The sequence below is a fragment of the Ruegeria sp. AF8 genome, assembly GCF_056541825.1.
The window spans coordinates 1-22,852 of sequence record NZ_JBQFYW010000036.1; the positions used below are offsets into that span (position 1 = coordinate 1).

At 57.1% G+C, this 22,852-nt stretch carries 17 protein-coding genes and 3 pseudogenes; 7 read left to right on the plus strand and 13 right to left on the minus strand.

The features are described from left to right. Positions 1-706 precede the first annotated feature (706 nt). Positions 707-934 (plus strand): annotated as a pseudogene (locus ACR0AO_RS24265) (IS6 family transposase); the annotation flags it as partial. 366 nt (positions 935-1,300) lie between these two features. On the opposite strand, the gene ACR0AO_RS24270 reads toward ACR0AO_RS24265, so the two are convergent. The 5 genes from ACR0AO_RS24270 to ACR0AO_RS24290 all read right to left on the minus strand — a co-directional run bounded on the left by ACR0AO_RS24270 (position 1,301) and on the right by ACR0AO_RS24290 (position 7,233). Further along, positions 1,301-2,362 (minus strand): adenosine deaminase family protein, encoded by a 1,062-nt coding sequence (locus ACR0AO_RS24270; RefSeq protein ID WP_480609291.1) that lies wholly within the window; start codon positions 2,360-2,362, stop codon positions 1,301-1,303. Between the two features lie 165 nt (positions 2,363-2,527). Continuing rightward, complete coding sequence (locus ACR0AO_RS24275; protein ID WP_480609292.1) at positions 2,528-3,463, minus strand: ABC transporter permease; 936 nt, start codon at positions 3,461-3,463, stop codon at positions 2,528-2,530. A gap of 2 nt (positions 3,464-3,465) precedes the next feature. Next, on the minus strand, positions 3,466-4,530 hold the full coding sequence (locus ACR0AO_RS24280; RefSeq protein ID WP_480609294.1) for an ABC transporter permease: 1,065 nt from the start codon (positions 4,528-4,530) through the stop codon (positions 3,466-3,468). Further along, positions 4,531-6,057, minus strand: a complete 1,527-nt coding sequence (locus tag ACR0AO_RS24285) for an ABC transporter ATP-binding protein (protein ID WP_480609295.1) — start codon at positions 6,055-6,057, stop codon at positions 4,531-4,533. A 69-nt stretch (positions 6,058-6,126) separates the two neighbouring features. Next, on the minus strand, positions 6,127-7,233 hold the full coding sequence (locus ACR0AO_RS24290; RefSeq protein WP_480609297.1) for a BMP family ABC transporter substrate-binding protein: 1,107 nt from the start codon (positions 7,231-7,233) through the stop codon (positions 6,127-6,129). A 208-nt stretch (positions 7,234-7,441) separates the two neighbouring features. Between ACR0AO_RS24290 and ACR0AO_RS24295 the strand changes: the two genes are divergently transcribed. Then, complete coding sequence (locus tag ACR0AO_RS24295; RefSeq protein ID WP_480609299.1) at positions 7,442-8,110, plus strand: GntR family transcriptional regulator; 669 nt, start codon at positions 7,442-7,444, stop codon at positions 8,108-8,110. 127 nt (positions 8,111-8,237) lie between these two features. On the opposite strand, the gene ACR0AO_RS24300 is transcribed toward ACR0AO_RS24295, so the two are convergent. Genes ACR0AO_RS24300 through ACR0AO_RS24310 form a run of 3 tightly spaced genes read right to left on the minus strand, consistent with a single transcriptional unit; the run spans position 8,238 to position 12,952 of the window. Then, positions 8,238-9,821: an ABC transporter substrate-binding protein gene (locus tag ACR0AO_RS24300; protein ID WP_480609301.1), complete on the minus strand. Its 1,584-nt coding sequence runs from the start codon at positions 9,819-9,821 to the stop codon at positions 8,238-8,240. Positions 9,822-9,872: 51 nt separating this feature from the next. Next, positions 9,873-11,039, minus strand: coding sequence for an iron-containing alcohol dehydrogenase (locus ACR0AO_RS24305; RefSeq protein WP_480609303.1), 1,167 nt, complete (start codon positions 11,037-11,039; stop codon positions 9,873-9,875). Beyond that, the gene (locus ACR0AO_RS24310) at positions 11,036-12,952 is read right to left on the minus strand and encodes an alkyl/aryl-sulfatase (RefSeq protein WP_480609305.1); all 1,917 of its coding nucleotides are present in this window, start codon (positions 12,950-12,952) and stop codon (positions 11,036-11,038) included. The genes ACR0AO_RS24305 and ACR0AO_RS24310 overlap by 4 nt, the downstream gene beginning before the upstream one ends. Positions 12,953-13,090: 138 nt before the next feature. Between ACR0AO_RS24310 and ACR0AO_RS24315 the strand changes: the two genes are divergently transcribed. Then, on the plus strand, positions 13,091-13,990 hold the full coding sequence (locus tag ACR0AO_RS24315) for a LysR substrate-binding domain-containing protein (RefSeq protein WP_480609307.1): 900 nt from the start codon (positions 13,091-13,093) through the stop codon (positions 13,988-13,990). Between the two features lie 48 nt (positions 13,991-14,038). Here the strand turns inward: ACR0AO_RS24315 and ACR0AO_RS24320 are convergent, their stop codons facing one another. Beyond that, positions 14,039-14,944 (minus strand): LysR family transcriptional regulator, encoded by a 906-nt coding sequence (locus tag ACR0AO_RS24320; protein WP_480609309.1) that lies wholly within the window; start codon positions 14,942-14,944, stop codon positions 14,039-14,041. Between the two features lie 150 nt (positions 14,945-15,094). On the opposite strand from ACR0AO_RS24320, the gene ACR0AO_RS24325 reads away from it, so the two are divergent. After that, positions 15,095-15,574, plus strand: coding sequence for an ester cyclase (locus tag ACR0AO_RS24325; RefSeq protein WP_480609310.1), 480 nt, complete (start codon positions 15,095-15,097; stop codon positions 15,572-15,574). A 342-nt stretch (positions 15,575-15,916) separates the two neighbouring features. Then, positions 15,917-16,627 (plus strand): annotated as a pseudogene (locus tag ACR0AO_RS24330) (IS6 family transposase). 427 nt (positions 16,628-17,054) lie between these two features. Here ACR0AO_RS24330 and ACR0AO_RS24335 read toward each other — a convergent pair. From ACR0AO_RS24335 to ACR0AO_RS24350, 4 genes are read right to left on the minus strand one after another with little or no spacing between them, the layout of a single operon-like run. Continuing rightward, complete coding sequence (locus tag ACR0AO_RS24335; protein ID WP_480609312.1) at positions 17,055-18,092, minus strand: extracellular solute-binding protein; 1,038 nt, start codon at positions 18,090-18,092, stop codon at positions 17,055-17,057. Positions 18,093-18,111: 19 nt separating this feature from the next. Next, complete coding sequence (locus tag ACR0AO_RS24340; protein ID WP_480609314.1) at positions 18,112-18,921, minus strand: ABC transporter permease; 810 nt, start codon at positions 18,919-18,921, stop codon at positions 18,112-18,114. A 3-nt stretch (positions 18,922-18,924) separates the two neighbouring features. Then, positions 18,925-19,854: an ABC transporter permease gene (locus tag ACR0AO_RS24345; RefSeq protein WP_480609316.1), complete on the minus strand. Its 930-nt coding sequence runs from the start codon at positions 19,852-19,854 to the stop codon at positions 18,925-18,927. Continuing rightward, positions 19,854-20,945 (minus strand): ABC transporter ATP-binding protein, encoded by a 1,092-nt coding sequence (locus tag ACR0AO_RS24350; protein ID WP_480609318.1) that lies wholly within the window; start codon positions 20,943-20,945, stop codon positions 19,854-19,856. The genes ACR0AO_RS24345 and ACR0AO_RS24350 overlap by 1 nt, the downstream gene beginning before the upstream one ends. Positions 20,946-21,227: 282 nt before the next feature. On the opposite strand from ACR0AO_RS24350, the gene ACR0AO_RS24355 reads away from it, so the two are divergent. Next, positions 21,228-22,631: an aspartate ammonia-lyase gene (locus ACR0AO_RS24355; protein WP_480609320.1), complete on the plus strand. Its 1,404-nt coding sequence runs from the start codon at positions 21,228-21,230 to the stop codon at positions 22,629-22,631. A gap of 118 nt (positions 22,632-22,749) precedes the next feature. Continuing rightward, positions 22,750-22,852, plus strand: a pseudogene (locus tag ACR0AO_RS24360) (electron transfer flavoprotein subunit beta/FixA family protein); the annotation flags it as partial.

Genomic DNA, 22,852 nt, shown 5'->3' on the forward strand with positions numbered 1-22,852 from the left:
GGATCGAAAAGATGAGGCGGCTGACGCGTATCGCGCTACTTTGCTTCTTTCTCCGAACCGTGCACGAAGCGCAGCCGCACTCGAATAGAGCGTGGTCAATATGTGGTAAGTGACCAATGTGAAATAGCCGACGCTAACCGAACGTCGCGCCGGAAGGCATGCGTGGTGCAATCGCTTTTCCGCCACTGTAAGCAAGTCGTTTACAGATAACTCGTTTGTCACGTGTGATGGTGATTGCAACGATTGCAGACCTTCATTCTTGCAAAGCTGCCAACAACCTTCTGGGCCGACTGAACGCCTGTAATTTATTGAAAGACGCGCTCGTCTTTTTGGCTGTTTCTGCGCAGCGAGCGCTACAAAGTTCGGCGGCTCAGGGCTCGCAATCGCTTTGCTGCGAGGCAGCGCATGGATTGTCATTCTGGGGCATCACATCCACTTGGGGGTCATGGGGCGAGGATCGCGTCGATGGCGGCAACCAGCGCAAATTTCCGGACCTGTGCAGTCGCGGTATTTGTTGACGCAGCATCCGTTCGCAGTTGCGGCTGGTTCAGTATTACGATGCAGTGCATGTCACCAATCCGGCCATTCTCAGGCGTCGATTTGAAGGAAACCGGGACCGTACTTTCGCCGCAGAGCGGTTTGACAAGCTGGTCTTGTCAGAAGAACTTTGCTTGAGCGGGGCAGGGCGGTTACGTAGCTTTTGCCCATGACCAGACCTGCCTCTTTCAAATACTTTAAAACCAGTCCCGAGATCATCCGCCTTGCGGTGATGCTGTACATCCGTTTCCCGCTCTCGCTTCGGAATGTGGAAGATCTGCTGCACGAGCGAGGCATCGAAATGAGCCACGAAACTGTCCGATATTGGTGGAACAGGTTTGGCCCGATGTTTGCTGCTGAGATCAGACGGAAGCGTGTTCAGCAGCTGCGCGCGTTCCTTTCGCAGTCTGAGAACACTCCGGCCCTTGAGTAAACCGAATTCGGAGTCCAGGTAGGCGTCCATAAAGGGGGCAGTTGCTTCGGGGCTCAGCACCGCACGAATTTCCTCGGCGGTCCAAGTGTAGTATCCGCCTTCGATACCGCCAGACTCGGCATCCAGTGCCGTGGCAAAGCCGCCTTCTGGCAATCAGAACCGCGACAGCAGGTCCTCCAGCACACTCCGGGCGACAGCCGCGTAGCGCGCTTCGCCGGTTGCCTTGAAGGCGTCAAGATAGAGCATGCCATCAACGCGTTCTCCGGAACTGGCTCAGGTGCAGACCAAAACTGAGTTATCGATACAGAAAAAACTCTGCAGCTTCTCAACTTAGTGTCCGGACTCCCTGAAGGGCGTGAGCATATCCAGATACCGGTTCTTTTGCTCTTGATCGACCCACAGCATTTCGAAGGAATTCTGGGACAAACGGACCACTTCCTCCTTGGTCAGTCCGATCTGCTGCTGAACCAGATGAGTGGTCTCACTTTCGTAGTTCATCCCAAAAATTCCCGGATCATCAGTGCTGACGGTGACCTTCAAGTTGTTGTCCAGCATGTAACGGACGGCATTGCAAACGTCTTTGAAATACGTGGAACTCTCTGGGTCTTCGTCGAAAAACAATGTTGGGGTAACAGCGAGACCTAGCCCTGACTGAGACATGAAGGTGCAGAAAGCCGTGTCCGCCAGCCCATCAATACCGTGATCAATCCGGCCGTCCACATTCAGATCTTTGACTGCACCCCACACACGGTCGACCGCGTTGTCTTCATAGAGATCGACATGAGTGGTCCGCATAAAACCCATTTCGGCAGCGCGCTCAAAGACCGGTTTGAAGCGGCTGGTGTACTTTGGCGTGTCCTGGTGATCCAAACCCACGGCAACAATGTTTTCCCGCTCGGTTACAGCCATCAATAGAATTTCCATTGCCGATTCCGGTGATCTGTCGCGATTGAAGCTCATGATCCACTGGCAATCGATCTGGTGCTCTTCAAGCGCCTTTTCGCGGGCAGCATTCATGCCGGACAGTACCGCCCCCAAAGACAAGCCGTAGTCGAGAGCCGGTTGGGGGTCGAAATACATTTCTGCAAACTTCACATTCTGACGGGCAGAACGGACCAGGTAGTCCAAGGTGGTTTCATAATAGTCCCTTTCGGTCCTGAGCACCGAAGAAACCTCGTTGAGAATCTGAATGAACGCCGAAAGGTCGCCCGGGCAGGTGGCGATATGCGCCTTGACCTCCTCAGGCGTTTGGTACGGCAGCGCGATCCCGTTTCTTTCGGCAAATGTGAGCATCAGGTCCGGCGTTACACAGCCTTGAACATGCACATGCGTTTCCGCCTTCGGGATGTCATGGATAAACTTCTTCATTGCGTAATATGCAGTGTCTTGCATTTTCGGCTCCTTGCCGGACAGGGCCTGGCGGACCCGGCGGCGGGCACGATTGCTGCCTCTGCTCCGGTCATTCAGGCGTGTGGGATTTGCCGCAGGGGGGCTGCCGATTGCGCCGGAGAGGCGGCAACCAGAAGACCTGTAAGCGGCCATTTTCGGTATTGCGGACTATTCCCGAAAGTAAGGAACGCCCAGGCTTGCCGGTCTCAGGGTTCGCCGTCTCCTGCCCTTTCGCCACAGGGGCAGGAACATGATCATCAAGGTTGCGAAATAGGGAAGTGCCGAGAAGATCACCGAGGGCACCGCCCAGCCCCAGGATTGGGCAGAGAACCCGAAAGCGGTAATGAATCCGAAAAACAGCGCCGCCGCGGATATGTTCAGGGGCTTGTATCCGGCAAAAATGACAAGCGTCAAAGCGATCCAGCCGCGTCCCGCCACGATGGTTTCCGACCAGTTCGGGATAAAGACAAGGGTCAGGTAGGCCCCTGCAAGGCCCGACATCAGGCATCCGAAAACAACGCAGGTCAAACGGATCGCCACGACCGGAATGCCGGTTGCAGCGGCGGCTGCGGGGTTTTCACCAACGGCAAGGATGCTCAGCCCCAGCCGAGTGTGAAACAGGGCGATATGCACGGCAACCGGAACTGCCAGAAACGCAAAATAGACTGGCAGTTGGTGGCCGAACAGCGCGTCGCCGAACAGCGGAATGTCACTCAGCAGAGGGATATCCACTTTGGGGTAGGTTACAGAAACCAGTTTGCCCGCGTAGGGAGCTCCTAGCCAGAAAGCCAAACCTGTTCCGATGAAGGTAAAAGCCAGACCCGCAACGACTTGATCGACTCGGAACAGCACCGTGCTGAGGCCGAAGAACAGCCCTAGTATTACGCCTGACAGCGCGGCGGCCAGAGTTGCAAGCACCAGGCTGCCGGTCGCCGCTGCCGTCGCGACAGCCGCAATGGCACCCGCTGCAATAAAGCCTTCGATACCCAGGTTGAAAACGCCCGCCCGTTCGGAGACGGTTTCGCCGACTCCCGCCAGGGCCAGGACCCCGCCCGCCAGCAGCGCTGAAGACGCCAGGTTTGCGATGATTACGAGGATATCCATGCCTATTGCCCCGCCTTGCCGGATTGAATTCTGACCAGTTTGAAATTCGCTGCGACCTGTGCGATGCCGACCACCAGCAGGATCCACCCGGTCAGTGCCACCACCGCATTCAGCGAAAGCCCCTGCACTTCGAAGACGATCCCGGTGTTCAGCAGGATGGCGATCAGCACGGATGCAATGACCACTCCGGCATAGGACCCTGCAGCCAGAGCGGCGATTACCACCCCCATGAAGCCGTAGTAATTTGATATCCCGAGCTGCAGCCGGCTAACGGTGCCGCTGACCTCGATCACCCCGGCGACACCGGCGATTGCGCCAGACAGCAGCATCGTCATCAGAATCCGCCTTTGCGCTGGGATACCGGCATACGACGCAGAATTGGGGTTCGAGCCTACATAGGCTGTTTCATAGCCCCAGACGGTCTTGTTGAAGAGGAGCCAGCACCCCGCGATCAAGGCAAGGGCGATAAACACCCCGATGTTCCAAAACCCGAACCATTCCGTGAGTTCATACTGGATTTTGTGAGAAGATGCTGAGGCCCGCACGCCAGGGTCGGACCAAGGGCCAGCGGCAAAGTATCCGATCCAGTAAACCGCCAGAAAATTCATCAGCAGCGTTGTTATGATTTCGTCGATATTGGCCTTGGATCTGGCGTAGGCGGGCAGCGCGATCCAGACAGCCCCCGCGGCTGCGCCTGCGGCAAACATCAGCAGCAGGGCGACAACCGGCGGACCGTCGAAGTAAATCCCGACCCCTGCGGCAGCCCAGGCTCCCATATAAAACTGACCCTCCCCGCCGATGTTCCAAAGGTTAACCCGCATCGCGATCATTGCGGCCAGGCCGGTCAGCAGCAGCGGTGTGATCAGAGTGCCCAGGTCTTGAATCCCGAAAGCCGTGCCCAGCATCATGGAGACAGCATTGATCAGCATGCCAGCCGGGTTGTACCCGAACATCCCCAGCATTGCCCCAGCAACGAGCAGGCCGAGCACCACGGCAACTACCCGGAACAGGATAAACCGGGACCTCGGTTCATCCTTCAGTTTGATAAAACGCCAGCTTGCAAACATTCAGCCCACCGCCTCCAGGGTTTCGCCGCCCATCATCAGCCCGATCCTCTCCATTGTTGCTTCTTCTACCGGCAAGGTTCCGACGATCCTTCCATGGTTGAGCACCGCAATGCGGTCAGACATTTCGAGAAGCTCTTCCAGCTCTTCGGAGATCAGGATGACAGCGGCACCTGAATCCCTGACCTTCATGATCATTTCCCGCAGCCGGGAAATTGCTCCCACGTCCAGTCCCCGCATCGGATAGACCGAAATTAGCACGCGCTTGGCAATTTCACATTCCCGCTTGGCAATCAGCCTCTGCTGATTGCCTCCGGAAAGGGTGCGGATCGGCACGTGGACGTCCGGTGTGGCAACCTCCGCTGCCGCAACCATTTCCTGGGACACTGCAACCGCTTGCTGGTTGCGGAACCACATGCCTGTCGAGATTGGACTTTCCTTGTATTTTCTCAGAACGGAATTTGCCGAAACCGGAAGATCGCCGGCGAAGCCGGTTCTGAGGCGGTCCTCCGGAATGTGGCCAACACCCAGCTTGGTCACCTCTGCCGTCTCCAGTTCGGAGACATCCTGCCCATCGATTGTCACGCGGCCTTCGCTGAGATCACGCATTCCGGCAATGACCTCGGACAGAGCGCGTTGACCATTTCCGGCGACGCCGGCCACCCCGAGGATCTCATGCGATCTGATCGAAAGATTCACGTTTTTCAGCGCCGTCGCCCCGGAAGGATACAACGCCGAAACATTTTCGAGGTTCACGATTTCGCTTTGCTCGGCCGGATGAACGCGGGGCATTCTATCAAAGATGACTTCCCGCCCGACCATGAGATTTGCGAGTTTTCGCGTATCCATATCTGCCGCATCATGGGTTGCGACAACCTCTCCGCGGCGCAGGATCGTTACCCGGTCTGCAATATCGAGAACTTCATCGAGCTTGTGGCTGATAAAGATAATTGTCCGCCCGGATTCCCGCAGCGCCCGCAGAACTTTGAACAGGCTTTCCACCTCCAGCGGGGTCAACACGGCGGTCGGCTCATCGACGATCAGGATCTTTGTGCCGCGTGCCAGGACACGAACGATTTCTATCCGCTGTTGAGCGCCTGCAGACAAATCGTCAACGATTGCAGCGGGATCCAGATCAAGACCGAATTCTTCCGCAATCGCCTTGGCCCGCTGGTTCAGCTTCATTTGGGTGATGAAACCGGGCGTATCTTCCCACCCCATGTGAAGATTCTGGGCAACGGTAAATGTGTTCACCAGTTTGAAATGCTGATGAACCATCCCGATACCAGCCTTGATGGCGTCGGACGCGTTGTGGAAATCGGCAGGCCTGCCATCGACCCGGATGCTGCCGGAGTTTTGCCGGTAAATGCCTGTAAGCACGTTCATCAAGGTCGATTTTCCGGCGCCGTTTTCACCCAGGAGCGCGTGTATTTCGCCCTTCCGGAAACTCACGCTGACATCCGTAAGCGCGTTAACGCCCGGAAATGTCTTGGTGATGCCGCGCATTTCAACGGCTAAATCTGATGCCACCTTGTTTCCTCCCAAATGGCCGGGCATTGCCGGAAAGCTGACTCCGGCAATGCCTTGCTGGGTTCCGGCTCAGGAACTGACTGAGACGCCTTCGAGGTACCAGTCCCAGCCAAGAATGACCTCTTCCGGCAGGGTTTCGCCTTCAGCCAGCTTAACGTTCCCCTCATTATCGTTCAGGGGCCCCACAAATGGCGAATAACCGCCCATCATCTGCTGGCGCATAGCCGCGACTTCGTCACGGACCGCCTGCGGCACGTTTTTGCCAAAGTCGTCAACATCGACACCGGCGCCGAGGTCCAGCAGATCGTCACCGCCGGTCCACTTTCCGGCGACAAGGTCTTTGACCTGCCCGACGTAATAGTCATCCCAGTTGATAATGGTGGAACCGATGTAGGCCTCCGGCCCGAATTCACGCATGTCCCCGGTTGAACCAAAGGCAAACACACCATTCTTTTCTGCAACCTGAATGGCTTCGGGGCCGTCCACCACCGATGCCAGCACATCCGCCCTGCTGTCGACCAGCGCCTGCGCGGCCTGGCTCATTGCCTGCGGGTCGAACCAGGAGTTGATGAAGATGCAATTCGTCACGACATCCGGGTTCACCGACCGGGCACCGGCATGGAAACCATTGATCGCAAAATTGGCGGAAGGAACCGGGAAGGACGCGATGTAGCCGAGCCGGTTTGTTTTGGTCATCCGTCCGGCAGCCATTCCGTTCAGAAAGTCAGCTTTCCAGCCCTTAATGTAATAGGAGCGCTTGTTGGGCACCGGCGTGAAGCCCGACGCCTCCAGGAAAGCGATATCAGGGTTTGCGTTTGCAACTTCGTCAATAATCTCGCCGTATCCGCTCGTCATGATGACCATATCGGCGCCCTGCGCCGCCAGCTGGCGGATTGTCCGCGTGCCCTTCGACGAGGCCGGGACATTCTCGACTTCAAGAATCTTGGCGTTCGGAAACGCTGCCTTGATGGCGGTGATTCCCTTGTGATGGTTCTCCGTCCAGCCGCCGTCGGTGATCGGGCCGGAATGTCCGACCGCAATGATCAGATTGTCGGGGTCCATCGGAGTGCTCAGATCCTTCGCCCAAACAAATGAAGGGCTTAGCGCTGCAGTTCCCATGGAGGCCGCAGAAGCCTTCAGCAGGCGGCGGCGTGTCAGGTGTTTGTCTGTCTGCATTGTCTTCTTCCTTTTTTGGTCGCTGCTTTGCCGGTCCGGTGCACCCCTGCGCGATGTCTGGAGCGAGGAATCTGGGCTTGAAGCTATATGCTATATCCTATAGGATTTATGGAAAGTCAACTCGTGAGGCTCGCTTCCAGTTCGAAACCTCGTGTAGTAGCGAACAAGCGAAGCCAGCTCACCTTTCTGCCGAAGAGGACCTTTTGTCATGACAGCCCCAACGCAAGATCAGCAGGTGTTCAGGCGGAATCTGAAATCCGCGACCAGCGAGTGCATCGACTATATCCGCGCTCAGATCATTTCCCGCCGCTGGACTGACGGAGAAGCGATCGTTATTGATCAGCTGGCCCGGGAACTTGGAGTGTCCCACACCCCGATCCGGGAGGCATTGCGCGGCCTGGAATCGGACGGTTTCGTTGAATACAAGCCCCGGGTCGGTGCCCGCGTTATTGGAGTTTCCCGGGCCGAATTCGACGAGCTTGTGGCACTTCAGCTGCTGCTGGAACCTGTGGTTCTGGAGCGGGCCGTTCAAATCGCGCCCGATGGGGCATTCGACACGGCAGAACAAAAAATGCTTGAAAGAGCCAACCGCAAAGAGGGCACCCCGTTCGATCCGGGCGTATGGGATTTCTACCGCGCTCTCTACCAGCCGTCCAAGATGAAGCGGACCCTGGCTATCATCGCGTCGAACTGGAACCTCTACAACAGATACATCAGTGTCGGCTGGGGCAGCTCGGACGACAATTTCAAGGAAGATCTCGAGCAGAAAAAGCACATACTGGACCTTTGCAGAGTCCGGAAAGCGGAAGACGCCGCTGCAATGCTGCGTAAGCACATCAAATGGTCGGTCAGCCATTTTGACGCCAACCTGACCTAACCATCTGGAGGTCGAGCGCAAGCCGCCCGGCCTGTCTCAAACCACGTGATCAATCATGTCTGTGGGCTTTCCCCCCGCTGTGCGGCTACAGCAGCAGGGGCTTCAGACGCGGAGAGCGCCCGGCCCGTTACTCCATCCAGCATTTGATGGCGGCCTGATCGTTCATCATGTCGCCCATCGGGTTCATCTCCCAGCCGCCGATCTTGTCACTGTGCGCGTCGACAAAGTTGTTGAACATGGGCATGATCAGCCCGCCCTCGTCTCGCACGGCCAGCGACATCTCCCGGTACATCGCCTTGCGTTTTACTTCATCCGGCTCACCCGGGGCAGCAGCCAGCAGCGCGTCGAAGCGCGGGTGGTTAAAGTTGGTCTCGTTCCAGGCAGCAGACGACCGGAAGGCGAGCGAGTACATCAGCGCCTGGGTCGGTTGCCCCAGCCAATAGGAAGCAAAGAAGGGTTTCTTGTCCCAAACCTCGGACCAGTAGCCGTCATTGGGTTCGCGCCGCACCTCCAGCGGTATCCCTGCGGCCAGAGCGCTTTGCTGGAACAGCTGTGCAGCCTCAACGGCCCCGGCAAAGGCATTTTCCGCCACATGCAGGACAATCGGGCTGCCGTCATGGCCTGAAGCCTTGTAGTGCGCGGCTGCCTTTTCCAGATCAAAGGAACGCTGCGGGATGGTCGCGTCGAACAGCGGATAGGCGCTGCTGATCGGCGTGTCATTGCCAACGGACCCGTAGCCGAAAAGGATCTTTTCCACCAACTCCTCGCGGTTGATCGCATATTTCAGCGCCAGTCTCAGGTCGAGGTTGTCGAAAGGCTCCTCATCCACATGCATGGAAAACACGTTCTGGCCCCGGCCCGGTGTCTGCTGCACTAGGACATTAGGCGCGCGGTCCAGCAGATTGGCGATTTTCGGTGCGACTGCATTGATGATCTGGACCTGACCTGATTGCAGCGCTGCTGCGCGCGCGGTCATGTCATTGATGACCAGAACCTCAGTGCTGGCAAAATGGCCAACGCCATCATCCCAGTAGTTTTCGAATTTTTCGAAGGTGTGGCGCATGCCGGGCTGGTTTTCCACCACCTGATAGGGGCCGCAGCCAATCCCGGCTGCCGGATCGCTATATCCACCGTCAGGCTGAATCACCAGGAGGCGGTTGGCCATCAGATAGGGCAGATCGTAGTTGCTCGCTTCCAGCTGCACCTCGAAGACATCCCCATCGGCCCGCATGCCAGTGATGCCCTTCATAAGAGCCAGCGCACCGGAGGAGGATTCCTCGTCCGCGTGGCGCTGCATGGTCTTCAGCACGTCTTCCGCAGTCACCGTCTTGCCGCTGTGGAATTCCACACCCTTGCGGATCTTGAAGCGCCAGGTTCTCGCGTCAGCGGAGGCACTGTATTCCTCAGCAACCCGCATGTTGATCGATCCATCCGGATCGACCCGCACTAGCGGTTCGGCAAAATGTGCGATTAAGCAAAACGGCACCTGGCTGAGTCCCAGCGCCGGATCCAGCGAATTGGTGGTTTCACCGCCAGACATGCCCAGCACGGCGTGGCCGCCTTTTTTCGGGCCGCCCGCCTGCACGGCAGTGGCCAGGAGGGAACTGGCAATCGCCGCGCTGCACCCCAAGGCCCCTGCGCGCCCCAGAAAGGCCCGCCGGCTGATTTTTCCGGAAGCTGCTTTTTCCAGAAGGAAATTCAATTCATCCATGGTCTTCTCTCCTCTTTCACGGTTCCGCGCAGGCCTGGGCCGCCGGGTCCGCTATCTCTCTGTTGTCAGCGCTGCAGTCAGAATTGCCTCGATATCGGCGGTGGTGGATTTCCGGGGGTTGGTGCCGGCGGCGACATCCAGGATCGCCTTGGATGCAACATTTCCAGTGCAGCTCTCCGGCACTCCGATTTCCGACAATTTTCGCGGGATGCCCAGATCGTCCAGCAGGCGGCAGATGGCCGCGTGGAAGCCAGCGAAATCTGTGCTACGCAGCCCCATGGCTTGAGACATAGGGGCAATCTTGTCCTCGATGGCGGGCGCATTGAAGGTCAGAACCGAAGGCAGGATGATGGCATTGGTCAGCCCATGATGGGTGTCGAATTCTGCACCCGTCATATGAGAGATGGCATGCACCAGCCCAAGCCCCTTGTTGAAAGATATTCCAGCCAGGCAGGAGCCCGCCAGCATGGCGCCGCGTGCCTCTATATTGTCCGGCTCGGCCACGGCCGTAGGCAGCCAGGCAGCGATCAGGCGCAGGCCCTCCAGCGCAGCCCCGTCGCACAAGGGATGGAACATGGGCACGCAATAGGCCTCGATCGCATGCACCAGTGCATCCACACCCGTCCAGGCCGTCAGATTGGCAGGCAGGCCACAGGTCAATTCCGGATCCAATATCGCCACCGCCGGTTTCAGCTCCGGGTGCCACACGCAGAGCTTCATTGTCCGTACGGTTTCGGTGATCATAGCGGTGCTTTCGGTCTCGGCTCCCGTGCCCGCGGTTGTCGGAATGCAGATCAGCGGCGGGAAAGCCGGCTGGCCGGACATATCCGGCGGGATCTTGTCATAGTCGAAAGCCCACAAATCCATGTCATTGGCAGCCACCAGCGCGACAGCCTTGGCACCGTCCATGCCGCTACCGCCGCCGATGGCGATGATCCCGTCGTGGGCGGCGCTGCGGTAGCGGCTGCGCCCTGCCGCGATTTCGATGTCTTGCGGATTGGGGGAGATTTCTGCAAACAACCCTGCCTCCAGCCCGCCTTCGGCCAAGAGCTGCTGCAGCTCTGCGATGAACGGCAGCGCTGCGCTGCCCCGGTCGGTGACAATCAGAGGCTGCGACATGCCTGCCTTGCGGCAAAGCTGGGCAATCTCCTTAAGACGGCCGGTGCCATATGCGATGGGGACCGGGAAGGTCCAATCCTGAGGGTCGAGGAGGTTCATGCCAATTCCTCGCCAAACTTAATGCTGTGGGTTGCGACCGGGAAGGAAGCCGGGAAGTGATCCAGCATGGCGGCAAGCTGCTCAAGAACACCCGTATCGCCCCGGAGGCCGCTGGCTGCCGTCAAAGCCTCCCCAGAACCGATACGCCCAGTTGCAAAGCCACCGAGCACGTCGCGCGGCAGCGTCAGAGCCAGATCCGCTGAAGCCGCGTGCTGCGGCCATTGAACCAGTACCGCATTCGACAATTCCGAATGGCAACACTGCCCGGTCTCCTTCACCATCCAGTTTATTGTGAATCCCTGATCAGCAGCCTTTTCACCGTTGAGCCGGATGCTGAGCGTATTCAGCAGCATCACCGGATCCATATTGACCAGCACATCGCGCGACATCCGCTGGCTTGCGCGTTCGGGCGGCAGCCCCTCGCGCAGCTCCGTGGCCGCCGTCAGGTATGCATTGCGCCAAGTCGCGTTCTCGGCAGTGTAGCCCATCTGAGTATGGGCAGCAGCGGCCAGGTTTCGCGCTTCCATATTGTCCGGTTCTGCCCAGATCACCAGATCCAGAACATGAGCGACCCAGCGGAAGCTGCCAGCCTCGTAGTCTGCCTGCGCGCGCTCCAGCACAGCCGCCGTGCCGCCCATGTAGCTCAGTGTATGTCGAGCGTGTTCACGCGGCGGCAACCGGTCCAGATTGGCCGGGTTGCCATCATACCAGCCGAGGTAGTAAGCATAGATCCCCTGCACATTGTGCTTAAGTGATCCGTAGTAGCCGCGCAGGTGCCACAGCCGCTCGAGAGACTGGGGAAACCGCAGGTGCTCGGCGATTTCCGAAGGCACGTAACCGTGGTTCATCAAGCGCAGGGTTTGATCATGCATGTAGCGGATGCCGTCGCGCTGTTGGCCCAGGAGCTCCTGTATGTTCTCCTTACCGAATGTGGGCCAATTGTGCCCCCCGATCAGGAACTCAGCCTCGGTGAAAGCCATAGAGCGCGCAATTGAATCCGCCCATTGAATGGCATCGCGCGGAATGGCGCCGCGGATGGTGTAGAGATTGTGCATGCACATGTAACAGCTGTCCGCCACATGCAGCGTCCTCAAGGCGGGGAAATAGCAGTGCAGCCCGACAGGCGCTTCACCCGGAGCCTGCATGAATTCGATCTCCACCCCGTCAACTGTCAGCGCCGTCTGCCGCTTGCCGATCACCTCCGTCGGCGGGATGAAGCTGACCTGGCCGCCTTCGGCCATCTGCCCGAGGCCAGTATCGACTAGCCCGCGCGGGCCGGGATGCAGCCGCTCGCCGTACATATAGTCATTACGGGACGGCATGCCTTCAGAGGCCATACCCTGCTCGCGCAGCACCCAATCCAGGAAGCCTTCGGGCGCAATCACCCGGACCTTGCCGCTGGCGGCATCCTCTTCGCTGATCACGCCCTTCACTCCGCCGAAATGGTCGGAGTGCGTATGAGAGTAGATAACCGCAACGACCGGGCGTTCCCCGACATGCTCAAACAGCAGCTTCAGCGCATAGGCAGCAGTTTCGACGGTCGTCAGCGGATCAATGACGATATAGCCGTTGTCGCTTTCGACAAAGGTCACATTGGCGAGCGACTCCCCGCGCACTTGGTAGACGCCATCGGTCACCTTGAACAAACCGCGATAGTTGTTCAGCAAGGCGTGCCGCCAAAGGGAGGGATGCACGGTTTCCGGGGCCTCGCCCTGCAGAAAGTCCTCAAATGCGCTGTGGTGCCAGACCAGGCCGCCGTTCAAACTGGAAATGCCTTCTCCGCCAGGTCGGTGGATCAGACCGCGCGCCGCGGCCTCGAAATCCCGCCGGTCCTGCCAGTCGAAGACGGGATTGCAGCAGGCGGCCCGATGCTGTTTGCGGCTATGGGGGTGAACGCGGTGGCTGTGTGTCAAACTCTGCTTCCCGGTGTTGTCCGGCAAACGGCCATAGCCCCGCCGGAAATATCATGCCTGACTACAGGCAATTCCAATATGAGGCTTGAAATAAACGTTCAGAAGAAAGAAAGATGCTTCTAGGTATCAGGAAACCGTATGTCAGAATTTCGCAGGAACCTGCCGCCCTCCGGCCAGATCATCGCGTTCGAGGCCGCTGCGCGCCTCAGCAGCTTTACCCGCGCGGGCGAAGAGCTTGGCCTGTCGCAGGCTGCCGTAAGCCGGCAGATGCGCGAACTGGAAGCGCGCCTGGGGGTAAGACTCTTCCATCGGAACCGGCACGATGTGTCTCTGACCGAGGCAGGCACGCGGTTCCTGACGGCTACCCGTCCTGCGTTGAACATGCTGCTATCGGCGGTCGAAGAGGCGAAGGCTGTAAACGCCTCGGCAAATGAATTTATCGTCTATTCGGATCAGAGCATCGACAGCAGCTACTTGCTGCCGCGGCTGCGCCGCTTTCTGGAGCCCTATCCGGAAATCGAATTGAACCTGATTTCTTCCGGCAAGCCGGTTGAGCAGGTTCAGACCAAATTTCACATCGCGTTTCAAGCGGGTCCCGTCTGGTCCACCGGCTATGACACCTGTGCCATAGCCGATGATGACCTTTTTCCCGTCTGCAGCCCGGACTACCTGGCGCAGAACCCGCAAATTTCCGATCCGGAAGAGCTAGCACAGACGCAGCTTTTGCATTTCGAGCAACCCGGCCGCAGCTGGCCAGGCTGGGACGAGTATCTGACCTGGCTTGGCTGCAAGCCGCCGGAGCGGCGGCAGGTTACCTTCTCCCGTTACCCCGCATTGCTGCACGCCGCCGAAAGCGGCAGCGGAGTGGCCCTGGGGGGAACGCTGAGCGTCACTTCAAGGCTGTCTAGCGGCACGCTTGCCAGGGTCGGCACCGGGAACCTCCAACTGAAGGACTATTTGCATTCATACATGAAGAAAGGGCAGGCAAGGCACCCTATTGCCGTTCGGTTTCTTAAGTGGCTAAGGCAAAACCCTTAGTTCCGTTCGCTGGGGCCGTGTCGTAAGCAGCCTGGGAGTATTCGCGGTTTAGCCATCCCGTCTTTTGGGCAATCCGGCCCGCGGCTTTGCAATGGTCTGCAACTCTTCGAACGCACCAACCAGCAGCTTGATCAGCCCGTGTTTTGGAGCGTTCGACGGCCATTGCGCAAACACGATTGCAGGGGCAAGCCGCCAATTCGGCAGAACGTAGCTGATATGCCCGGCAGCGGCGTCTTCTTCTGCAAGAAACTCCGGAACAATTGCCAACCCTGCGCCAGCCCGCGAGAGGCGATACAGCGCGTGCGCATCATTGCAGATCAGATGGCTCGGCTTTCGATGCACAACCTGTTCCTTTTCATCCTTGTGAAACCGCAGCGGAACGCTCTGCGCTGGCGCCAACTCCATCCACCGCCAGTCGCGCAGCTCTTTCGGATTTTGGGCCGGCGGCTGGCCTTCGAGGAAACCGGGCGAGGCCACCAGGCGCCGCGGCACCTCGAATAGCTTCCGGCTGCGTGGTGAAGGTTTGAAGCCGACGGACATCCGGATCGCCACATCAAACCCGTCACCCACCAGCTCTTTTCGGCTGTCAGTGAAGTCGAGCGTGATGCATATGCGCGGATAGCGTTCAGAAAATCGCGCCATCACTTCGGTAAATGGCGATTGGGACAGGACCGAAGGCACCGTGATCCGCAACTCTCCGCTCGGCTCGTGGGCCGAGGCCGTGAGTTCGAGCAGTTCACCCTCAACCGCCTCAAGCATGTTGCGGGTCGCAGACAGCAGCCTTTCCCCTTCACGCGTCAGGGTGAGCTTGCGCGTCGTGCGGTAGATCAGGGCGACACCGAGGTGTTCTTCCAACTGAGAGATGTGGTGGCTGACCACGGAAGGCGATAGGCGGAGATCCTTTGCCGCACCGCGAAAGGAGCCGTGGTCAATGGTCTTGGCGAAGATGGCCATCTGCCGGAGGCGGTCGATCATTATGCAAAGATTCCGAACAAATACTTTGAACAATCCCATCTTATGCCTCAACCATCTCCTGTCCATACTGCTTTACACGGGCATGGACAGCCTGCCCGGTCAGACATCTGAAAGTTTGGAGAAACCCTGATGACCAATCTCAAAACCCTCGCGGCGGGCTTTACCATCGCTCTTGCTGCGGCTGCCTCCTCTGCGGTCGCTGGCAGCAAGGATACCGTGCAATCCTTCTACGACATGCTCAGCAACCCCGGTTCCGAAACGCATAAAGCGGCGTTCCTCGAAGCCACCGCCGAAGATTGGGTCAGCATCGGTGATTATTCCGGTAAGACCAAGTCACGGGACGCTTTTGTCGGCCAGGTTGGCGGATTTGGCAAACTGATCCCCGACCTCGAATGGGCGGTGCAAGACATGCTTCAGGACGGAGATACCGTCATCGTCCGAAGCCGCGCCACCGGCACGCCGAACGGGCCCCTTTTCGGCGTCGACGGCCAGGGCCGAGGCTTCGATATCCTGACTATCGACATTCACGAACTCAAGGACGGTATGATCGTGCAGTCCTACCATGTCGAGGACTGGGCCGGCGCGCTGCGGCAACTTTCGGGCGAGTAAGCCTTTTCAACAGCACCGCCGCATGGAACAAAATGCGGCAGTGCATTCAAGTCGACAATTCAACCGGTACAAAATAAGCAAAACATTACCTCCGCAGAGCGCGCTCCGGGACGTTATGGGAATGCGCCGAGGACCGTCACGCGAATGGATCAAAGGCTCGAAATGCACCAGCAATCCACTTGGGCCAACCGGAACAGGTTGCGTATTGCATTTTTCATTCCCAAGCTGTTCGGTTTTTCAGTCGCGGCGAAGGCTTGGTCTTCCGCGCCGTAAAGCACCATAGAGGGTCTTGTCAGAGTGATTGCACTTGAGACGGGCGGGGTGGTTTCGTAGCGTCTGGTCATGACGACCCCAAACCCTTTCCGCTATTTCCGCACCAGCCCAGAGTTCATTCGCCTGGCGGTGATGATGTACATCGGGATTCCGCTTTCGCTTCGGAACGTGGAGGATCTTCTTCATGAGCGCGGCATTGATGTGAGCTATGAATCCGTGCGGTTCTGGTGGCAGCGGTTTGGGCCTAGATTTGCGGCCGAGATCCGGAGGAAACGCATCCAACACATGCGCGCTTATTCCAATTGGCGATGGTATCTGGATGAGATGTTCGTGAAGATCAACGGAGTGCGTCACTATCTTTGGCGGGCCGTGGATCACGAAGGCGAGGTTCTGGAAAGCTACGTGACGAAGACACGTGACTAGAAAGCTGCATTGAAATTCTTGAAGAAAATGATGAAGCGCCAGGGTCGCCCCCATATCCTGGTGACCGACGAGCTTCGGTCCTACCGCGCAGCAATGAAAGACATCGGCAATGCCGACAAGCAGGAGACGGGCCGCTGGCTCAACAACGGGGCAGAGAATTCTCACCTGCCATTCCGACGACGGGAACGCGCAATGCAGCGCTTTCGGCGAATGCGAAGTTTGCAGATGATTGCCGCCGTTCACGCCTCCGTCTTCAACCATTTCAATCAGGAACGCAGTCTTACGTCACGGACCAATATCAAGCTAAACCGTGCCGTCGTTCTTGCCGAGTGGCGTCAGATCGGCGCGTCAAAATAGGAAATGATGCTAGCCAGTTAGAGACTAGTTCTCATCCGTCTGACATCACCGAATTAAGGGGCAGCGTCACTGCCCTTGTCGAGACTGGTGAGAATCCGTCTGACAGCACCCTTACAAATACATCCGTAAAATCTGGACTTCAGAGCCAGACAGATTCATTGTGGACCCGATCCACCAGATGTCGGGACTGAACATCTAGTGGAATCCAATAATTGAGGATAAAACCTTTGAACCGGTTGGCGCTTCATGGGCGGCTACGAAATCCGGAATGTTCCTTAAATACGCTACGCAAAAAAGGTTGCTAATCCCAGGAGTGATATTGAAACACTGCCGACCATAACGCGTTTTATGAGGCTTTCCGTCTCTTTTGAGTTGCATGGCGGCCCTTCTAACATAAGAGCCGCCAGATTTTGTACTTACATCAGACCTATTTCTTAAGATTGGTCCAAATCTGATCGTAGACAGCCTGTGTTTCCTCGTTACAAACCTCCAAAAATACGCCTTTGCCTGCATTTGCGTGCGGGTTCTTTTCAGGCTGGGCCGCCAGCTCTGGATCGAGGAACTCGGTGACTCCGTCCACACCTGCGTTGTACTGCGCAAAGTTGGAAACTGCCGCGATGTTTTCAGGTTCCAATAGGAAGTCCATGAATTTCAGTGCATTGTCGCGGTTCGGCGCGCCTTTCAGAAGAACTACATTGTCCATCCACGCCACATAACCCTGGGTCGGAAATGCGTATTCGACATTGGCGCCCTCTTCACGGGCCTTTGCGGAAAAGCCGTCATAGATCTGGCCGACAGCCGCGTCACCAGACACCAGCACCTCTTTGGCGGTATCTGAGTTGAACGAGACCCAGTGCTGTTTGGCGTTCTGAAGCATCTCGTTCAGCGCCTTCAGTTGCTCGCGATCAGTCGAACATTGCGGAATGCCCAGATGCAGCGAGGCCATGGCCATAACGTCGCCTTGGCTGTCCAGCATGTTGATTTTGCCGGACAGTTCAGCCGGCGGGTTGAACAGGATGTCGGTGGACTGGATGTCGCCATCAAACACATCGCGGTTCACCGCGAACGAGGTCGAACCCCACTGATACGGGATCGAGGACGCGCGGCCCGGGTCAAAGCTCGGGTCGGCCCATTCGGCGGCTATGTTGCCCTTGTTAGCCAACTCGCCGTCAGCGATTGTATCTAGCAGGCTTTCGCCCGCCATGATCTTGACCATGTAGTCGCCGGGCACTGCCACGTCATAGGTGCCGACGCCGCCTGCTTTCAATGTCGCCAGCATCGCCTCGTTCGAGTCGTATGTGTCCATGGTCACGTTGATACCGGTTTCCTGAGAAAACTTGTCCAGCAGTTCCTGCGGGATGTATTCGAACCAGTGGTAGATCACCAGTTCCCCCTCGGCGGCGACCGCATTGGCCGAAACTGCAAGGGCAAGAGCCGCTGCACCGGATTTAAGAAGAAGTTTCATGGGTTTGCTCCTTGTTGACTTATTTTGTGTTGTCGGACTTGCTGACGAAGTAGCTGATCGTAACCATGATGATTGATACGCTCAGCAACATGGTCGAAATCGCCATGATATTCGGTTTGATGCCCTGCTTGACTGATCCGAAGATCGCCGTGGGCAATGTTTCGACGCCCGCGCCTTTGACGAAGTTTGTGATGATGAAATCGTCAAGAGATACGATGAAGGCCAGCAGAAATCCCGAGATGATCCCCGGCATCATCAACGGTAGCAGGATCTTGGTGAAGGCTTGCCGCTTGGTCGCGTAAAGATCCAGCGCTGCCTGCTCAAAGCTGTCCTCGATCCCCTGCATCCGGGCCGAGATCGGCAGGTAGGCGAAGGGAATGCAAAATGCGATGTGGGCAACCAGGATCGTTGCATAACCTCGAGTGAACCCGATCGAGTTGAAGAAGATCAGCGTTGCCGTAGCCAGCACGATTTCCGGAACCATGATCGGCAGCGAGATAAGGCCGAACGACACAGCGCGCAGCTTGAACTTGCCGCCCCTGACCATTGCAGTGGCCGCCAGAGTCGCGATCGTCGTCGCAATGGTGGCTGCAACTATCGCAATGGTAAAGCTGTTGAACGCCGCAGTTTTGAATTTGGCGCTTTCCGGGCCAGTGAACACATCGGCATACCAGCGCAGCGAAAGACCTTCCCAGTTGGTGATCGATTGCGATGCGTTAAAGCTATAGATCGTTACGATAACCAGCGGGGCATACAGGATCACAAGACACGCCAGAGTTATTGTCTTGAAACCCTTGTAGGATTTTATGCTCTCATTCACATAGGCCATGGCTTACCCCTCCGACTTGCTGGCTTTGGCCTGCTGACGGGCCGAGATCATCAGGATGATCAAAACCATAGTCAGAAGGATCATCGAGGCGGCCGCACCAAACGGCCAGTTTCCGGCGTTGCCCTTGAACTGTTCCTCGATCAACGATCCGATCATGAAGTTCTTTGCGCCGCCCAGCAGGTCAGGCGCCAAGAACGAACCCATAGAAGGCACGAAGACCAGAATACAGCCGGCCATCACACCCGGTTTCACAGCTGGCAAAACAATCCGGCGCAGCGTTGTCATCTTGCTGGCATAAAGATCGGCAGCAGCCTCGCTGAGTGAGAAGTTATAGCGTTCAACAGCTGCGTAGATGGGTAAAACCATGAAAGGCAGGTAGGAATAGAATAGACCCAGCTGAACCGCGAAGTTGGTATTCACAATGGCAATCGGGCTGTCGATCAGGCCGATTCCGATCAATAAGTCGTTCAAAGGCCCTTGATCCCGAAGCAGGAACTTCATGGAAACAGTCCGGATCAGAAGATTGACCCAATAGGGTATCGTGATCAGGAAGACCCACAGCGGGCGCACATTTTCCGGACGGGTCGCGATAAAATACGCGGTCGGGAAACCAATCACCAGGCTCAGCAGAGTGGCCGCACCAGCCTGCCAGATCGACCGCCAGAAGATCGTGATATAGGTCCATTCGATCTTGGGCGGTTCGTCCCCGAACAAACCGCGATCAAAGAAGAACTGGTCGTAGGCTGCAAGGCTGAATTCCCAGATCACACCACCGCGGAATTCCTTGGTCAGAAAGGAATAAACCAGCATCATCAGGACCGGGGCCAGAACGAAGATCGTCAGAACCGCCCAAGCTGGAAGCAAAAGCCAGTTTCTGGCCTCTTTGTACGTATCGGTTGTTGCGCTGCCGCCGCTTGCCGCACCTGCTGCCATCAGTCTACCAAGAGGCGGCCTGCCCCCAGCTCCATGTTGACGTACATTTCTGTGCCCGGCTCAAAGATACGTTTGTTGCCGCGTTCCGAGTTCGACGTGCGCACTACGAAATCCGGGCCATCCTGCAGATCGATGATTGTGCTGATGTCGGTGCCGACAAAGATGTTCTCCTTGACGCGGCCTTTCAGGCTTTCGGTTTCAACCGGCTTGTCGGACATGTACAGACGCTCGGGCCGGATCGACATGTGAACCTTGGAGCCGGGATTGATCCCTTCGACCTGATCACAGGTCAGTTCGTGCCCGCCACCCAGATGGCAGATCGCGCGTCCGTTGCGGATCTCATCGACTGAGACTTCCAACAGGTTTGTTTCTCCGATGAAATCCGCCACAAACATGTTGCGTGGACGTTCATAGATATCGGTCGGCGTACCCAGCTGTTGCAGCTCGCCAGCGGACATTACGGCAATCCGGTCCGACATTGTCAGCGCTTCTTCCTGATCGTGCGTGACGAAGATGAAGGTAATCCCGGTCTCGCGCTGCAGATGTTTCAGTTCGATCTGCATCGCCTTGCGCAGCTTCAGGTCCAGCGCCGAGAGAGGTTCATCCAGAAGCAATACCTTGGGCTGTGGAGCCAGCGCCCGAGCCAGCGCAACGCGTTGCTGCTGACCGCCCGAAAGCTGCGAGGGCTTGCGGGCCGAAAATTGCGACAGCTGCACCAGCTCAAGCATTTCCCCTGCACGGGCACGCGCTTCGCTTTTGGATTTGCCACGCATTTCCAGGCCGAAAGCCACGTTATCCTGAATCGTCATATGCGGGAACAACGCATAGTTCTGGAAAACCGTGTTCACCGGCCGCTGGTTCGGCGGAAGGTTTTCGATCTCTTTTCCGTAAAGATAGATCGCACCCTCGGTGACGGCTTCAAACCCGGCAATCATTCGCAAAAGAGTTGTCTTGCCACACCCAGATGGCCCGAGCAGCGTGAAGAATTCATTGTCGGCGATGGTTAGCGAAATGGTCTTCAACGCTCTAAAATCGCCATAGCGTTTCACTGCATCCCGCACATCAATTGCATCTTTTGGGTTGTGTGGCAAAGGAACCTCCCTTATGCGCATCTGCCTTTGGACAAAGATAGAAAAGCGGCATTGCGGCGTTAAGAACTGTGTTCCTTAGCGTTCGTTAGCAAATACCTAACCCTCGGGCACATCTTTGGCGCGGCGCACATCCATACCGTTCGCCTACGGACGAATATGAAGGTGACTCGGGTATTCGCCATTTGCTTTGTGACAGGCTAACCAACGCTGTGGAAAGCTCGTCTTTTGACACCCATCCGCCTGAGATAAGCCAGCCAGACAAACACAGGGGAATATCCGTCGATGCAATCAAAGAGAACCGAAACCGATTTGATCGGTGCCCTGGATCTGCCCTTTGAGGCCCTGCATGGGATACAGACTGAGCGCGCGCGGAACAACTTTCCGATAACCGGTGTACCGTTGTCACATTTTCCCAGCATTGTCATTGCTTTGGCCATGGTCAAACAGGCGGCTGTACGGGCAAATGCCGAAATCGGCGGCCTAGAATCGCAAAAGGCCGGGGCGATCGACGCTGCCTGTCAGGAAATCATCGACGGAAAGCATCACGTCCATTTTGTCGTGGATATGATCCAAGGCGGTGCGGGTACATCAACCAATATGAACGCCAACGAGGTCATCGCGAACCTCGCTCTGCAAAAGCTGGGATATACCGCCGGAGACTACGAACATTTTCACCCCAACGACGACGTGAACCACGGCCAGTCCACCAATGACGTGTATCCGACGGCTGTCCGACTTGCCGTGCTGTTTCATGTCGAGCCACTTTGCGCGGCGCTGAAGGGGCTGCAATCCGCGTTTGAAGATCGCGCCAAGGCTTTCGCAGATATCGCGAAGGTTGGCCGCACGCAATTGCAGGATGCGGTGCCAATGTCTTTGGGTGCCGAGTTCAAATCCTTTGCCGTCACGGTCGGCGAGGATATTGATCGAATCCGCGAAATCGGGCGGTTGTTGACGGAAATCAACTTGGGTGGAACCGCAATCGGCACCGGTGTGAATGCTGAAGCTGGCTATGACACGCGCGCGGTTGCCCATCTGGCCAACATTTCGGGCTTTGATCTCAAACAGGCCAGCGACCTGATCGAAGCCTCGTCCGATCTGGGGGGATTTGTTACCTTTTCCGGCATTCTCAAACGTTTGGCGGTAAAGCTGTCGAAGATTTGCAATGACCTGCGGTTGCTGTCGTCGGGTCCGCGCGCTGGTCTGGGCGAGATTACCCTGCCTGCGGTTCAGGCCGGGTCATCCATCATGCCCGGCAAGGTCAATCCGGTCATTCCCGAGGTGGTCAACCAGATCTGCTATCAGGTCATCGGAAATGATCTGGTGGTGACGATAGCCTCAGAGGCCGGTCAGCTGCAACTGAACGCGATGGAACCTGTCGTTGCATACAATCTTCTCAAATCTCTGAAAATTTTGATCAATGGCGCCAATGTCCTGACCGAGAAATGTATCCTCGGCATTCAAGCGAACGCGGATCGGTGCAGGGAATTGCTGGACAACAGCCTGGTCCTGGCAACCGCGCTTGCGCCGCATCTGGGTTATGACACAGCCGCGCGCGTTGCCAAACATGCCCTGGCCACCGGAGCGTCAATCCGTGACATTGTCATTGCGGAAGGGCTGATTACCGAGCAGAAACTGGATAGCATTCTATCTCCTGCAGCGATGTTAAACAGGACAGGTTCTTCATGAGCCAGCTCTGTTTCTCTTCTGCTTCTGCATTCTTCCGTAACTTGTCGTCTGGATGGAAACTCTGACAGGGCGCCGCTCGCTTGTACAAACCAAACCAAGTTAACAAAAGGAGAACGCGATGAAGGTGTTAGTGCCTGTCAAGCGCGTGATTGACTATAACGTGAAGGTTCGCGTGAAGGCGGACGGGAGCGGAGTTGATCTCGCCAATGTGAAGATGTCGA